This window comes from Sphingomonas paucimobilis NBRC 13935, from assembly GCF_000739895.2.
GTDB classification, from domain to species: domain Bacteria; phylum Pseudomonadota; class Alphaproteobacteria; order Sphingomonadales; family Sphingomonadaceae; genus Sphingomonas; species Sphingomonas paucimobilis.
In genome coordinates this window covers 1-14,563 of record NZ_BBJS01000020.1, presented here as the reverse complement: position 1 = coordinate 14,563, position 14,563 = coordinate 1, and the positions used below count along the sequence as shown (strand labels likewise).

15 protein-coding genes are annotated in these 14,563 nt (G+C 66.9%); 5 read left to right on the top strand and 10 right to left on the bottom strand.

Annotated elements, in window-relative coordinates:
* Positions 1-46: 46 nt before the first annotated feature.
* The 5 genes from SP6_RS08075 to glmM form a co-directional block, all read right to left on the bottom strand.
* The gene (locus tag SP6_RS08075; protein WP_007403751.1) at positions 47-598 is read right to left on the bottom strand and encodes a hypothetical protein; all 552 of its coding nucleotides are present in this window, start codon (positions 596-598) and stop codon (positions 47-49) included.
* Complete coding sequence (locus SP6_RS08070; protein WP_007403790.1) at positions 595-1,497, bottom strand: N-acetylmuramidase domain-containing protein; 903 nt, start codon at positions 1,495-1,497, stop codon at positions 595-597. The genes SP6_RS08075 and SP6_RS08070 overlap by 4 nt, the downstream gene beginning before the upstream one ends.
* A 130-nt stretch (positions 1,498-1,627) precedes the next feature.
* Complete coding sequence (gene gpmA, locus SP6_RS08065; protein WP_007403646.1) at positions 1,628-2,314, bottom strand: 2,3-diphosphoglycerate-dependent phosphoglycerate mutase; 687 nt, start codon at positions 2,312-2,314, stop codon at positions 1,628-1,630.
* Positions 2,315-2,371: 57 nt separating this feature from the next.
* Positions 2,372-2,596, bottom strand: a complete 225-nt coding sequence (locus SP6_RS08060) for a DUF1272 domain-containing protein (RefSeq protein ID WP_037567807.1) — start codon at positions 2,594-2,596, stop codon at positions 2,372-2,374.
* A complete protein-coding gene (gene glmM / locus SP6_RS08055; RefSeq protein ID WP_007403694.1) occupies positions 2,596-3,936 on the bottom strand; it encodes a phosphoglucosamine mutase in 1,341 nt (446 codons plus the stop codon). The genes SP6_RS08060 and glmM overlap by 1 nt, the downstream gene beginning before the upstream one ends.
* A gap of 139 nt (positions 3,937-4,075) precedes the next feature.
* On the opposite strand from glmM, the gene SP6_RS08050 reads away from it, so the two are divergent.
* Both SP6_RS08050 and SP6_RS08045 read left to right on the top strand, forming a co-directional pair.
* A complete protein-coding gene (locus tag SP6_RS08050) occupies positions 4,076-5,320 on the top strand; it encodes a dicarboxylate/amino acid:cation symporter (protein WP_007403863.1) in 1,245 nt (414 codons plus the stop codon).
* Positions 5,317-6,309 carry an aldo/keto reductase gene (locus SP6_RS08045; RefSeq protein ID WP_007403812.1) on the top strand — a complete coding sequence of 331 codons (993 nt, stop codon included), beginning with the start codon at positions 5,317-5,319 and terminating at the stop codon, positions 6,307-6,309. Before SP6_RS08050 ends, SP6_RS08045 begins: the two co-directional genes overlap by 4 nt.
* A 161-nt stretch (positions 6,310-6,470) precedes the next feature.
* Here SP6_RS08045 and SP6_RS08040 read toward each other — a convergent pair whose 3' ends face one another.
* Entirely contained in the window at positions 6,471-8,057 is a 1,587-nt protein-coding gene (locus tag SP6_RS08040; protein WP_007403733.1) for a peptide MFS transporter, read from the bottom strand.
* 128 nt (positions 8,058-8,185) lie between these two features.
* Here SP6_RS08040 and SP6_RS08035 point away from each other — a divergent pair, with 128 nt between their 5' ends.
* The gene (locus tag SP6_RS08035; protein ID WP_007403900.1) at positions 8,186-8,785 is read left to right on the top strand and encodes a nitroreductase family protein; all 600 of its coding nucleotides are present in this window, start codon (positions 8,186-8,188) and stop codon (positions 8,783-8,785) included.
* A 74-nt stretch (positions 8,786-8,859) separates the two neighbouring features.
* The gene (locus SP6_RS08030; RefSeq protein WP_037567806.1) at positions 8,860-9,216 is read left to right on the top strand and encodes a GntR family transcriptional regulator; all 357 of its coding nucleotides are present in this window, start codon (positions 8,860-8,862) and stop codon (positions 9,214-9,216) included.
* Here SP6_RS08030 and SP6_RS08025 read toward each other — a convergent pair.
* The 4 genes from SP6_RS08025 to cobS form a co-directional block, all read right to left on the bottom strand.
* Positions 9,164-10,213 (bottom strand): PepSY-associated TM helix domain-containing protein, encoded by a 1,050-nt coding sequence (locus tag SP6_RS08025; RefSeq protein WP_007403873.1) that lies wholly within the window; start codon positions 10,211-10,213, stop codon positions 9,164-9,166. The two genes, SP6_RS08030 and SP6_RS08025, sit on opposite strands and share 53 nt — an antisense overlap.
* A gap of 209 nt (positions 10,214-10,422) precedes the next feature.
* Positions 10,423-10,674: a ribbon-helix-helix domain-containing protein gene (locus tag SP6_RS08020; RefSeq protein WP_007403870.1), complete on the bottom strand. Its 252-nt coding sequence runs from the start codon at positions 10,672-10,674 to the stop codon at positions 10,423-10,425.
* Positions 10,671-12,494 (bottom strand): cobaltochelatase subunit CobT, encoded by a 1,824-nt coding sequence (gene cobT / locus SP6_RS08015; protein WP_007403914.1) that lies wholly within the window; start codon positions 12,492-12,494, stop codon positions 10,671-10,673. Before cobT ends, SP6_RS08020 begins: the two co-directional genes overlap by 4 nt.
* Before the next feature lie 3 nt (positions 12,495-12,497).
* The gene (cobS, locus tag SP6_RS08010) at positions 12,498-13,502 is read right to left on the bottom strand and encodes a cobaltochelatase subunit CobS (protein ID WP_007403845.1); all 1,005 of its coding nucleotides are present in this window, start codon (positions 13,500-13,502) and stop codon (positions 12,498-12,500) included.
* A 202-nt stretch (positions 13,503-13,704) separates the two neighbouring features.
* Here cobS and SP6_RS08005 point away from each other — a divergent pair, with 202 nt between their 5' ends.
* Positions 13,705-14,469, top strand: coding sequence for a VOC family protein (locus SP6_RS08005; RefSeq protein WP_007403782.1), 765 nt, complete (start codon positions 13,705-13,707; stop codon positions 14,467-14,469).
* Positions 14,470-14,563 lie beyond the last annotated feature (94 nt).

The window sequence follows — 14,563 nt, the reverse complement described above, 5'->3', positions numbered from 1 at the left end:
CGGGACGGGGCGAGGGGGGCAACCTATCTATACGTCAACCCGCCGCCTATTTCAGCGCGCGACGTAGCGCAGGGATGGACCGCCCTGCGGGCGTATCGTCGAACTTCCCCGAATAGGTCGGATCGACCGCCCAGCGCCCGCCCTCCTCGCGCAGCACCACGGCGGTACGAAAATGGGCATTGGGAGAGGATACGTCGTAGATCAGGCCGATCCGCTGCCGCTGGTCATCGGGCGACAGAATACCGGCGGCGACCAGCGCGTCGCAACTATAGGCATCGGTATCGCCGACCCCCAGGGTCATCAGCCGCTGACGGTCGATCGTCACGCCGCACTGACCCGCGGACAGGCCGTGATTTTCGACGGTCCTGAACCCCGAGAGCGTCACCCGACGCTTGTCGGTCAGCGTGATCGTCACAGGCTTGCCGTCGGGCGTGCCCGACGGTGTCGTGGCAGGGGAGGGTGAGGGCACCGCAGGAACCGAGACGCCAGGGGCCGCCCCATTGTCGGGCTTGGCCGGAACCGACCGCGCGGGCGCTCCGCAGGCGAGGAGCAGCAGGGCGGCTGGCAAGCCGATGGTCGGGTGGGGGCGCATCGTCATCGTACTCCAGCCGGTTGACGCGCCGGGGCGGGTGTCGCGGGAGCAAACCGCTCATAGGCCCTGCGCATTTTGCCGTCATAATCGTTCTGCGTGTAGTTGGGTCCGTTATAGGCGCGGGCGAATGTGGCCCAGTCGCGCGCCTGGATCGCCGTCTTCATCCCCGGATTGGCGGCGATGAAACGGGCGAAGGCCTTCAGATGCTCGGACCGGCGAAGCATCATGGCATCGACAAAAGCGGCGACGGTGGGATGCCCAGCCGCCCCGTGATTTTCGCCCAGTATCTGGAACAGGCCCCAGGATGCCGACTTCAACGCAGCGGTTTCATCGAGCATCGCCGCCCGGCGCAGGCGATCATATTGTCGCGACGACGGGCCATATCCGCCCCAGCGCGGGGTCGAGATGTCGGGGTGGCTGCGATTGTAGAGACCATGCGTATGCTTGGCGAATTTATGCCGTTCGAACAGGATGATTGGACGGCCCATCATGTCCCAAGGCTCGTCCCTGGCCTCGGTGTCCGCCACCGCCTTGATCGCGGCGACCTCGCACCCCAGGGTCGTGGCCGCCGTCGCATAATCGGCCTCGGTCAGCGTATCACCCTGATGCGCCCAGCACAGCGACCGAAAGATGCGATGCTGCGGGCCGGCGATCTGGTCGAGGTCGAGCCGGGCCAGTGTTCCGCCGCGCGGCGACACCACGCCGTCGGGCACCGCCAGCGCTGCCCCGTCCTTCTGAAAACCCAGTATCGCCCGTGCGGTGGCAGGGTCATACTGGCCGTTGACCTCTGGCGGCGGCGCGCCGTCCAGCCAGCGGGCGTGGCGGACCAGCAGGCGCTGGATGGCGGTGACATCGTCGGGATGGTTGGGGGCTCCGCGCCCCACGGCCGCTCGAATCGTCGTCATGGCGCTCTTCCTGTCGTGATAACGGGAACAGACGTTGAGACTGCACGATCCGTGGCGTGGATCAAGCCTCGTGCGACGGGCGCGACCGACCCATCGGCCAGGCGATGGGTCGGCCTTATGTAGGGATCGATCAGCGCTCCGACAGATAATAGCGGTCGGTCGGTGTCAGGTCGTCGGCCAGTTCATAGACGATCGGCTGGCCGGTCGGGATTTCCAGGCCGGTGATCTCGTCGTCCGGAATGTTCGACAGATGCTTGACCAGCGCGCGCAACGAGTTGCCGTGCGCGGAGATCAGCACGCGGTTGCCGTCGCGCAGCGCCGGTGCGATACGCTCGTCCCAATAGGGCAGGACGCGCTCGATCGTGTCCTTCAGGCTTTCGGTGGCGGGCACCGGGATGCCGGCATAACGGCGGTCGATTGACAGATCGAACTCGCCACCCGCCTCGGCCGGGGGCGGGGGTACGTCAAAGCTGCGGCGCCAGATCTTGACCTGCTCGTCGCCATGCTTGGCCGCCGTCTCCGCCTTGTCGAGGCCGGTCAGCCCGCCATAATGGCGCTCGTTCAACCGCCAATGCTTTTCGGTCGGCAGCCAGAGACGGCCCATCACCTCCAGCGCGAGGTTCAGCGTCTTGATCGCGCGGGTCTGGAGGCTGGTGAAGGTCAGGTCGAAGTCGAGACCCTTCTCGGCCATCAGCGCACCCGCCGCGCGCGCCTCGGCGGCGCCCTGCGCGGTCACGTCGACGTCCCACCAGCCGGTGAAGCGGTTCTCCAGATTCCAGGCGGACTGGCCGTGGCGGATCAGGACGAGCTGGGGCATGGAAACTCCTTCAATGTGATGACGCCCGCATAGAGGGACGGGCGGGCGGGGTCGAGGTCAGCCGCGGAAACGGGTCTGGGTCGAAGCGGGATTGGCCTTCAGCACGCGGCCCATGCGCGTCGGCCGGTCGAGCAGCTCGCCGCCGCAATCGGGGCAGGTCTCGTCCAGTTCGTCGGCGCATTCGGCGCAGAAGGTGGTCTCCAACGAGCAGATGAAGGCGCCGCCCTGGGATGGGGGCAAGTCCGCGCCGCAGCGCTCGCAATCGGGACGCATCTCCAGCATCAGGCGGCGACCTCGCGCACCACGTCGCAGATGCGGTCGACCAGCGTCTCGACCTGGGCCTTGTCCTCGCCCTCGGCCATCACGCGGATGACGGGCTCGGTGCCCGAGGGGCGGATGACCAGGCGACCACGCCCGGCCAGTTCGGCCTCGGCGGCGGCGATGACGCCCTGCACCTTCTCATGCTCCAGCGGCTTGCCGCCCGCGAAGCGGACATTCTTCAAAAGCTGGGGCAGCGGATCGAAACGGTGCAGCACCTCGCTGGCGGGCGCGCCGGCGCGCTTGATCTCGGCCAGCACCTGGAGCGCGGCGACCAGTCCGTCGCCGGTGCGGGCATAGTCGGACAGGATGATATGCCCCGACTGCTCGCCGCCGACATTGTATCCGCGCGTGCGCATCGCCTCCAGCACATGGCGGTCGCCAACCTTGGTGCGGACGAGACCCAGTCCCTGCGCAGCCAGATGCCGCTCCAGCCCGAGATTGGACATGACGGTCGCGACCAGACCGCCGCCGGCCAGCCGGCCCTCGCGGGCATAGCTGGTGGCGATCGTCGCCATCAACTGGTCGCCATCGACGATCATGCCCTTTTCATCGACGATGATTAGCCGGTCGGCGTCGCCGTCGAGCGCGATGCCGATATCCGCGCCGCTCGCGACCACCGTCTCGGCCAGCGTCTGCGGCGCGGTCGAGCCGACGCCGTCATTGATGTTGGTGCCGTTGGGCGTCACGCCGATCGCGACCACGTCGGCACCCAGTTCCCAGAGCGCGGCGGGGGCGACCTTGTACGCCGCGCCGTTCGCGCAATCGATCACGACGCGCAGCCCGTCGAGGCGCAGCGATTGCGGGAAGGTCGACTTGGCGAAGTGGATATAGCGGCCGGCGGCGTCGTCGACCCGGCGGGCGCGGCCGATCTTGCCCGAGGGCACCAGCGGCACCTTCTCCTCGATCAGCGTCTCGATCGATTCCTCGGCCTCGTCGGATAGTTTGTAGCCATCGGGCCCGAACAACTTGATGCCATTGTCGGCGAAGGGATTGTGGCTGGCCGAGATCATCACGCCGATATCGGCGCGCATCGAATGGGTCAGCATCGCGACGGCGGGCGTCGGCAGCGGGCCGACCATGACCACGTCCATGCCGACGCTGGTGAACCCGGCGACCAGCGCGGATTCGAGCATATAGCCCGACAGGCGGGTATCCTTGCCGATCACCACGCGGTGGCGGTGGTCGCCCCGCAGGAAATAGGCTCCGGCGGCCATGCCGACCTTCATCGCCATTTCGGCGGTCATCACCGCGCCATTGGTCGCCCCGCGAATGCCATCAGTACCGAAATATTTTCTTGCCATACAGCCGGGTCCCTGCCGGATTAAGAGCGGGACGCCGCAAACGCCCCTGGATCGACATCGTCCTTAGCGCGGGGTGGCGCAAAGCTCAAAGAACCGAAACGTCCCAAAGCAATAGGGCCGAAGCCATGATGGAATTGCCATGTCGCGTGCCACGCTGATCCTTCTAAGCCTTGCCGCGGGCCTGATCGCCGGGGTGGCGGTCGCGAGCCTGGCCCCGGGGAGTGCGGAGATGACGATCGCGGTGGCGCGACCGATCGGCACGTTGTGGCTCAACGGGTTGCAGATGACGGTCATCCCGCTGGTCGTGACGCTGCTGATCACCGGGGTGGCGGCGACCGCGCAGGCGGCGCAGGCCGGGCGGATCGCGGGCCGCGCCATCGCGACCTTCCTGTCGCTCGACGCGTTGACCGCGAGCATGGCGGCGATCGTCACCCCGCTGCTCCTGACGCTGGCGCCGATGCCGCGCGGCGCGGGACAGGCGCTGCGTGCGGCGCTGGGCCATGCCGAGCCGGTCGCCCCGTCGCCGCCCATCGCCGAGTTCATCACCGGCATCGTCCCGACCAACATCTTCGCGGCGGCGACCAACAATGCGCTGTTGTCGCTGATCCTGTTCACGCTCGCCTTCGCCTTTGCGATCACCCGGATCGAGGGGGAAGCACGCGACTTGCTGTTGCGCGTGTTCACGGCGATCCGTGACGCGATGCTGGTCCTGATCGGCTGGGTCCTGTGGCTGGCGCCGCTGGGGGTGTTCGCCCTGGCGCTGGTCGTCGGCGCGAGCGCGGGCGGCGCGGCGTTCGGGGCGCTGGCGCATTATATCGCGATCATCGCCAGCGTCGGCATCGTCGTCATGCTGATGGCGTATGGGGTTGCGGCGATCATCGGTCGCACCGCGCCCGGCCGCTTCGCCCGCGCGCTGGCCCCGGCCCAGGCGGTGGCGATCTCGACCCAAAGCTCGCTCGCCAGCCTGCCGGCAATGATCGAGGGGACCAAGGTCTTGCGCATCGCGCCGGCCACTTCCGGGCTGGTCCTGCCCATGGCGGTGGCGATGTTCCGCGCGACCCAGCCCGCGATGAACGTCGCCGTCGCGCTCTATATCGCCCATTGGTTCGGGATCGTGCCCGACATGGCCTCGGTCGCGGCGGCGGTGGTTGTGGCGATCCTGGTCTCGCTGGGCTCGGCGAGCCTGCCATCGCAGATCACCTTCTTCGCCTCGATCGCGCCGGTCTGCGTCGCGCTGGGGGTGCCCGCCGCACCCTTGGGGCTGCTGATCGCGGTGGAGACGATTCCCGATATTTTCCGGACGCTGGGCAATGTCAGCATGGACCTTGCCGCCACCGCGACCGTTTCGCGGTGGAGCGGCACAACCGGCAAGGACGTCCCATGAAATATCGCACGCTAGGCCCCGAATTCGAGGTTTCCGCACTCGGTCTCGGCTGCATGCCGATGGCGGGTGTCGGCAGGAATATGTACGGTGAGGCAAACGAGGCGGAGAGCATCGCGACCATCCACCGCGCGATTGAGCTGGGCGTGACCCTGTTCGACACCGCCGAAATCTATGGCCCCTTGGTCAATGAGGAACTGGTCGGTCGTGCCATTCGCGGCAAGCGCGATGCGGTGGTGATCGCGACCAAGTTCGGTTTCCGCTATGACGACAACGGCATGACCGGGGTCGATTCCACCCCCGCCAATGTCCAACGCGCCTGCGAAGGCTCGCTCAAGCGGCTGGGGATCGAGACGATCGATCTGTTCTACCAGCACCGCGTCGATCCCCATGTACCGATCGAGGATACGGTCGGCGCCATGGGGCGGCTGGTCGAACAGGGCAAGGTTCGCCGCTTGGGGCTTTCGGAGGCGAGCGCCGAGACGATCCGCCGTGCCGCCGCCGTCCATCCGATCGCGGCGGTGCAATCGGAATATTCGCTTTGGGAACGCGATGTCGAGGCCGACATCCTGCCGGTCGTGCGCGAACTGGGCATCGGTTTCGTGCCGTACAGTCCGCTGGGGCGCGGTTTTCTGACCGGTCAGATCACGCGCCGCGAAGAGCTGCCCGAGGGCGATTATCGGCGCAACGATCCGCGCTATTCCGAAGAGAATTTCGATCGCAACTTGAAGGTCGTCGAGGTGGTGAAGCAGATCGCCGCCGCGCATGATGCCAGTGCGGCGCAGGTGGCGCTGGCGTGGCTGTTGGCGCAGGGCGACGACATCGTGCCGATTCCGGGCTCGAAGCGGCGTGCGACGCTGGAGGATTCGATGAAGGCGGCGGAACTGACGCTGTCGGCGGAGGAACTCGCCAAGCTGGACCAAGCCTCGCCGCGTGGTGGCACGGCAGGACCGCGTTATGGCGAGAAGGCGATGGCGATGACGCGGCTCTGAGCGTTTCCTCGAATCCTGCCCCCGTTCGCACTGAGCGAAGTCGAAGTGCACGGGATTGCGCTCGCGGACAGGCGGACGCTGGGCTTCGACTTCGCTCAGCCTGAACGGAGGGTGGGTATTGGGGGCGGTCGGGCGGAAGAAGCCCGACCGCCTCACCACCATCAAAGCGGCTTCTGCTCCAGCCGCGTGTCCACACCCGCCGCCGCCGGCTCGGCCAGTTCCTTGGTCCCGGCCAGTGCACCTTCCGCCTTGAGCAGGTCGAGGTGCATCAGCTTGGCGACGAAGGGCGATACGACCAGCACGACCACGCCGATCCCGATCGAGAACCAGCCGATCCGCGTATAGACGTCGAGCACCTTGTCCGGCCCCGCGCCTTCGCCACCGGTCGCCTGCGCGATCAGGCCGGCGATGAAGTTGCCCGCCGCCGTCGCCAGAAACCAGGTGCCCATCATCAGCCCGGTCATGCTGGGCAGCGACAGCCGCGTCATCGCCGCCAGACCGACGGGCGAGAAGCAGAGCTCGGCCATGGTGTGGATCAGATAGACGAGGATGACGAAGATCACCGGCGTCGGCGCGCCCGCATAGGCCGCGGCACCCGCGACCAGCACCATGAAGCCCGCGCCGACGCCGACCAGACCGATGCCGAATTTGAACGGCGCGCTCGGCTCCCATCCGCGCTTGCCCAGGATCGTCCAGAGCGCGGCGAACAGGGGAGCGAGCAGGATGATGAAGATCGAATTGACCGACTGGAAGGCGGACGCCGGGATGGTCCAGCCCAGCAGCGTGCGGTCGACCGAGCGATCGGTATAGAGGTTCAGCGACGACCCCGCCTGCTCGAACAAGGCCCAGAAGAGCGGGCAGAGCGCGATCAGGAACAGCGCGGCGAAGATGCGGTCGCGGTCGACCTTGGGCAATGTGAAGACCGCGCGCCACAGGATGAAGGCGACGGTCGCGCCCGCGAACACGACCAGCAGCGTGCCGACCGCGTCCTGATGCTGGATCAACTGCCAGGTGATGACCGTGGCGAGGATCGCGCCGAGATAGATCAGCCATTCGCGCGACAGGCCAGCGACCACGGGTGTACGCAGCACCGGCAGCGACGGGGCTTCGCCCGCGCCGTGCAGCTCACGCTTCAGCGCGACGAAGGCGACCAGGCCGAGCAACATGCCCACGCCGGCTGCGCCGAAGCCATAAGCCCAGCCCACCGTCTCGCCGAGCACACCGCATACGATCGGCCCGAGCGCGCCGCCGGCATTGATGCCCATATAGAAGATCGAGAAAGCGGGATCGCGGCGCATGTCGTCGCGCGCATAAAGCTGTCCCACCAGCACCGAGATATTGGCCTTCAGGAAGCCGGTGCCGATCACGATCGAGGCGAGGGCGAGGTAGAAGCCCTGCAGATAGGCCCCCGTCGCGCCTTGCGGTCCCTCCATCACCGCGATCAGGATATGGCCGAAGGCGATGAACAATCCGCCCGCCAGCACCGCGCGCCGGGCCCCCAGATAACGGTCGGCCAGATAGCCGCCGATGACCGGCGTGACGTATACCAGCGAGGTATAGGCGGCATAGGTGCCGAAGGCCGGCTCGTCGGAGAAGAGGAAATGCTTGGTCAGGTAGAAGACCAGGATGGCGCGCATTCCGTAATAGGAAAAACGCTCCCACATCTCGGTGAAGAACAACAGGAACAGGCCTCGGGGATGCCCCAAAACCGTCTTGCCGCGCGCGGCGGCCTCATACGCAGTCGCCATGCCGGCGTTCACTCCATCGGGATCGCCCCCTGCGCGCCGTGAGCACGCGAGGGGGCGTAATGGTTGAGTAACCTAACGCCAAAGCCGCGACTGTAAATATCATGCGCAACGACGTAAGGATCGATCGCATGAGTGACATGACTTTCAACGACCGCTCGACCCCGCTGACGCTGCTCGCGACGCGCCGCTCGGGCAAGCCGCGCGACCTGATCGCGCCGGGCCCCGATGCCGACCAGTTGACGGAAATCCTGCGCATCGCAGGCCGTACCCCCGATCATGGCAAGCTCGCTCCCTGGCGCTTCGTCGTCGTCGCGCCCGAGACGCGGGGCGCGCTGGCCCAGGTGATCACCACCGCCTACCGGTCCGAACGACCCCAGGCCGGTGCGACCGAGATCGCCGCGCTGGAGCAGTTCGCGCATCAGGCACCCAGCCTGGTCGTCGTGCTGTCGTCCCCACGTCCCGACAGCCATATTCCGCTATGGGAGCAGGAATTGTCGGCCGGTGCGGCCTGCATGAACCTGCTTCATGCCGCCCATGCCATGGGCTTTGCCGGCGGCTGGCTGACCGGTTGGCCAGCCTTTTCGGATGCGGTGCGCGATGCCTTCGGCCAGGCGCCCGAGCGGATCGCGGGCTTCCTGTTCCTCGGCACGCCCAGCCGTCCGCTCGACGAACGGCCGCGCCCCGATCTGGATCGAATCGTCTCGCACTGGACGGGCCCATCGGTGTGATGGGCGGGCGGGGCACTGAAAACGTTATCGTATCTCCGCTCGACTTTGCTCACCCAGTGCTGTATTAACTTGGCATGACAGCTCTTAGCGGTGACGACAGCCCGGTCTATATCCGCCTGCGCGGGACGATCGCGGCGGGTATTCTCAACGGCACCTACCGGGCGGGCGACCAGCTCCCCTCGGTCCGTGCGCTCGCAGCCGAGCAGGGGGCCAACCCGCTGACGGTGGCCAAGGCCTATCAGAGCTTCCAGGACGACGGCTATGTCGAGGTGCGGCGCGGCGTCGGGATGTTCGTGATGCCGGGCGCGGCCGACCGTCTGCGGACTGCCGAACGCGAGACGTTCCTGCGGGTGCAGTGGCCACGCATCCGCGATCATATCACGCTGCTAGACCTCGACGTCGCCGATCTGCTGAACGCCGAGCGGGTCTGACCTTCGGGCGGCGGGCCCAGGCGACCAGCCCCGTCGCCGCTGTCCAGGCCGCGAGCAATCCGGTCAGTACCGCAAGCGGCGCCCAGACCCAGGGCATGGCCTGGCCTTCATGCAGCCGCCCTATCCAGGATAGCGCGACCGGCGTGGCTAGCGCCGGTGCGGACAGCGCGCCAACGGTGTCGTCGGCGACCTTGATGGTAGCCGGTGGCGAACCGGCAAAGTGCAATGTCCAGTCGGCCGAACGTTCGGTCGGCCAGTCGATCACGGTCAGCGTACCATGCGACCAGGCGCTGGCGCTCGCGACGACGCGCTGGACGGGCAGGGCGGGGCGGGCGACCGGCGGGGCAGATGGCACGGTCGCCATCGTGTCCGAAAAGGCGAGGATGGTGCCGGTCGTGGTCATCGCCAGCACCGGAATCGCCGACCACAGGGCAATGCGCTGATGCCAAAGGGCCGACCGCGCGTTCTTCGCCAGACGCTTGGCCGATGGCTTGGGGCGTTGGCGGAATAGCTGAGCCCAGAGCCCGGTTAGGCTGGCGAGCAACACAGCGATCCCCCCGACTGCGATGATCCAGCGGCCGATCCCCGACAGGAACAGCCCTTGGTGCAGCCTTCGGACAACGCCGATCATTCCGCCATCGGCCCGGGCGCTCGCCAGCATCTGCGTGGTCGGCGGGTCGAGGAAAAGCTGGCGTCGCGCCCGGTCGCTCGCCCGGCCGAGCGTCACGATCACCGGTGCCGATCCTTGTCCCATAGACAGCGCCGCGATCCGTTCGCCCGGCCGCAAACGGCGGTATGCGGCCTCTGCATAGGCGCTGGCGGCGAGCCGCGTTTCCCCGCTGATCCGGTAGCGGGCAGGGGCGGCGATCCGGCCGATCAGCGGCGCACAGGCCAGTACCGCACCGGACAGAGCCAGCGCGATCGCCAGCAGCCCGACCACCAGCCCGAGCCAGCGATGGATCCGCAATCCCAAGTCGCGAAGGGTGATTCCGGCCATATGAACCCCGAAACAGACGGCGCGCCCTGCCGTAGCTAGGGAGCGGCGTCAATCGGGGGTGGGGCTGGGCGCCCCGATCCCCGCCCTCCGTTCGGCTTGAGCGAAGTCGAAGGCCAAGGGACGACATCCGACCATCAGGACTAGCAAAAGCCCTTGACGATGGAGGGGTGTGGGCATCGACTTCGCTCAGCCTGAACGGAAGACAGGGGTTAGCGAGAGGGGCGCAGGAACAGCCAGGACCGGATCGCGCTCGCCAGGTTGGGCGGATCGTCCGCCACGATCCGCAGTGCGTCGATCTCCGCCACCAGAGCAGACAGCGGAAGCTGGTGCGCCTCCGCCGCGTCCTCCAGCGCCGTCCAGAACACCGGTTCCAGGCTGATCGAGGTCTGGTGCCCCGCGATCGTGATCGAGCGTTTGACCGGTCCGACGAACCCGTGCGCCGGGGCCGCGATCCGGCTCATGGCGTGTCGAACAGGCTGGCCAATTGCTCGATGATCGTGCCGCCCAATTGCTCGGCGTCCATGATCGTCACCGCGCGGGCATAATAGCGGGTCACGTCATGGCCGATGCCGATGGCGACCAATTCGACCGGGCTCTTGGTCTCGATCCAGCCGATCACCTGGCGCAGATGGCGCTCCAGATAGCTGCCCGAATTGACCGACAGGGTCGAATCGTCGACCGGCGCGCCGTCGGAGATGACCATCAGGATGCGCCGCTCCTCGGGCCGCGCGACCAACCGGCCATGCGCCCAGAGCAGCGCCTCGCCGTCGATATTCTCCTTGAGCAGCCCCTCACGCATCATCAGGCCGAGATTGTTACGCGCGCGCCGCCACGGCTCGTCCGCCTGCTTATAGACGATATGGCGAATATCGTTCAGCCGCCCTGGCTGCGGCGGACGTCCGGCGGCGAGCCAGGTTTCGCGGCTTTGCCCACCTTTCCACGCGCGGGTGGTGAAGCCGAGGATTTCGGTCTTCACCCCGCACCGCTCCAGTGTGCGCGCGAGGATATCGGCGGAGATGGCGGCGATCCCGATCGGCCGCCCGCGCATAGACCCCGAATTGTCGATCAGCAGGGTGACGACGGTGTCGCGGAAATCGGTATCGCGCTCGATCTTGTAGGACAGCGACTGGCCGGGATTGACCACGACTCGCGCCAGCCGCGCCGCGTCGAGAATGCCCTCTTCCTGGTCGAAGTCCCAGGAGCGCGACTGCTGCGCCATCAACCGGCGTTGCAGCCGGTTGGCAAGCTTCGACACCGCCGATTGCAGATGCGCCAGCTGCTGGTCGAGATAACCGCGAAGCCGCGCCAGTTCGTCGGCGTCGCACAGCTCACCGGCGGCGATCACCTCGTCGAACTGGGTGGTCCAGGGCTTGTAATCGAACTGCGCCGATGGATCGATCAGCGGGCGGTTGGGGCGCGTCGGCTGGCTGCCCTCGTCGCCGTCGTCGCCGGGATCGCCGTCGAGATCGTCGAAGGATTCCTGGCTCTGGTCCTGGGATTCGCCATCCTCGCTGTCCGAGTCACGCTTTTCGGAGCGCGCCTCGACCTCGCCTTCGCCTTGGCCCTGCTCGTCGTTATCCTCGTCGCTCTCGTCCTGCTGCTGTTCGTCCTCGCCCTCTTCCTCATTGCCGCCTTCATCGGCCTCTTCGGGTTCGGCGGGGGGCTCGGCGAGTTCGAGATCGGCGAGCATCTTGGCCGCCAGCGTCTGGAACGCCTTCTGGTCGTCCATCGCGCCCGCCAACGCGTCGAGATCGGTCGCGCCCTCCAGCCAGTCGCGGACCAGCGCCAATGCGGGCGCGGTCTCGGCGGGCGAGGGACGTCCCGTCATCCGCTCGCGCAAGAGCAAGCCCAACGCGGTCGACAGCGGCACTTCGTCGCGGTTGCGCGCCCGGGTCATTGGGTCGGAGCGTAGCCGCACGTCGAGCGCATGGGCTAGGTTGTCGCCGATCCCGGCATAGCCGCGTGAGCCCAGCGCCTCGACTCGTGCCGTCTCGACCGCGTCATAGACCGCGCGCGCCACCGCCTCGACTGGCGCGGATCGGGCGTGAAGTGCGGTGTCGTGCAGCTTCAGCCGCAGCGCGAAGGCGTCGGCGAACCCGCGCGCCTCCGCCACCTGATCGGCAGGCAGCGCACGCGCGGGCATCGGCACGCGGATATGCTTGCCCGATGCGGTGGGCGCATCGGCGGTGAAGGCGAGCTCGACCTCCGGCTCCTGCGCGATGGTGCGCGCCGTGCCGCCAAGGACCGCCTTGAACCGGTCAAGAGGGGTTTCGTTCGCCAAAGATCAAGCCCGGCCGACGACGCTTTCGGGCAGGTCCTTGCCGAAGACGCGCTGATAATATTCCGCCACCAGCGCACGCTCATTCTCGTCACACTTGTTGAGGAATGACAGGCGGAAGGCAAAGCCCGGATCGCCGAAGATCAGCGTGTTCTGCGCCCAGGTGATGACCGTGCGCGGGCTCATCACGGTCGAGATATCGCCGTTGATGAAGCCCTTGCGGGTCATGTCGGCGACGCGGACCATGTTCTCGACCAGCTGCTTGCCATCGGGTTTGTCATACTCCCCCGACTTGGCGAGCACGATCTGCGCCTCGGTGACGGCGGGCAGATAGTTGAGCGTGACCACGATGTTCCAGCGGTCCATCTGGCCCTGGTTGATCTGCTGCGTCCCGTGATACAGCCCGCTGGTGTCGCCGAGGCCGACCGTATTGGCGGTGGCGAACAGCCGGAACCACTTGTTCGGGCGGATCACGCGGTTCTGGTCGAGCAGGGTCAGCTTGCCCTCGGTTTCCAGCACGCGCTGGATCACGAACATCACGTCGGGGCGGCCGGCATCATATTCGTCGAAGACGAGTGCGGTCGGCGTCTGGAGCGCCCAGGGGAGCAGGCCCTCACGGAACTCCGTCACCTGCTGCCCGTCCTTCAGGACGATGGCGTCGCGGCCGATCAGGTCGATGCGGCTGATGTGCGCGTCGAGGTTGATGCGGATACACGGCCAGTTGAGGCGGGCGGCGACCTGCTCGATATGACTCGACTTGCCGGTGCCGTGATAGCCCTGCACCATCACGCGGCGGTTGTGCGCGAAACCGGCCAGGATCGCGAGCGTCGTGTCGGGATCGAACACATAAGCGGGATCGAGATCGGGGACGCGCTCATCGGCTTGCGAGAAAGCCGGAACTTCCATGTCGGTATCAATGCCGAACAGGTCGCGCACCGACACCATCTTGTCGGGTGCATCGAGAATCGTCGTATCGCGGCTGTCGGGAAGCGTATTCGGGATGTTGGTCATCAGGCCCTCGTCTCGTCGCTCAACGCCTTAGGCCAAGCGCGGCTCCCTACTCAATGGCGGTGATCGCAGGAAGATGGCGGATCGACGCCCCTGACGGGCGATTGCATGCATCGGATATCGGGGTCATTCTCGGGTCAGCGAGTCGACAGGCAAGAGGCGGCGTATCGCCCGACATCGGCACAATCGCGAAGAGGGATGGGATATGGCGAATTTCATCTGGTACGAATTGCTGGCCGACGATCTGGCGGCGGCGCAGGATTTCTATGCGGCCGTTCTCGGCTGGCAGGTCTGCGACAGCGGCATTGCGGGCATCGACTATCGCATCGTCGCCACCACCGAGGGCGAGGCGATCGGCGGCCTGATGCAGCGGCCGGCGGGCTCGCCAGGCGGGCCGGTTTGGCTCGGCTATCTGCCAGTCGTCGATGTCGACGAATCGCTGGGCGCCATCGTCGAGGACGGCGGATCGGTGCTGATGCCCGCCTGGACCATGGAAGGGGTGGGGCGGATGGCGCTGGTCAGCGATCCACTGGGCGCGCCCTTCTATATCATGGCGTCGGAAGACGAGCGGCCGTCGCGCGCCTTTGCCGAACATGGCACCGCCCCCGCGATCGGCCATGTCGTGTGGAACGAGCGGATCGCCAGCGACCCCGACCGGGCGCTCGGCTTTTTCGGCCGGCATTTCGGCTGGACCCAGCAGGGCGGGATGCCGATGGGCGAGCTAGGCGAGTATCGCTTCCTCGCCGATGGACCGGTGATGCTGGGGGCCTTGATGGGGGTGCCGCCGGGCGAGCAGCCGGGCTGGCGTTTCTATTTCGCGGTGGATGATATCGACGCGGCGGCGGCGCGGATTCGCGAGGCCGGGGGCGGAATCGAGATGGAGCCGATGGAAATTCCTGGCGGGGAATATTCGCTGTCGGCGCGCGATCCACAAGGTGCGCGGTTCGGACTGGTCGGGCCGCGGAGGTAACGAAAATTCCTACCCTGTAAGGGGAGGTGACAGTCTGAAGGACTGACGGTGGGGTGTCACCATCAGCGGGGACACCCCACCGTCAGCTTCGCTG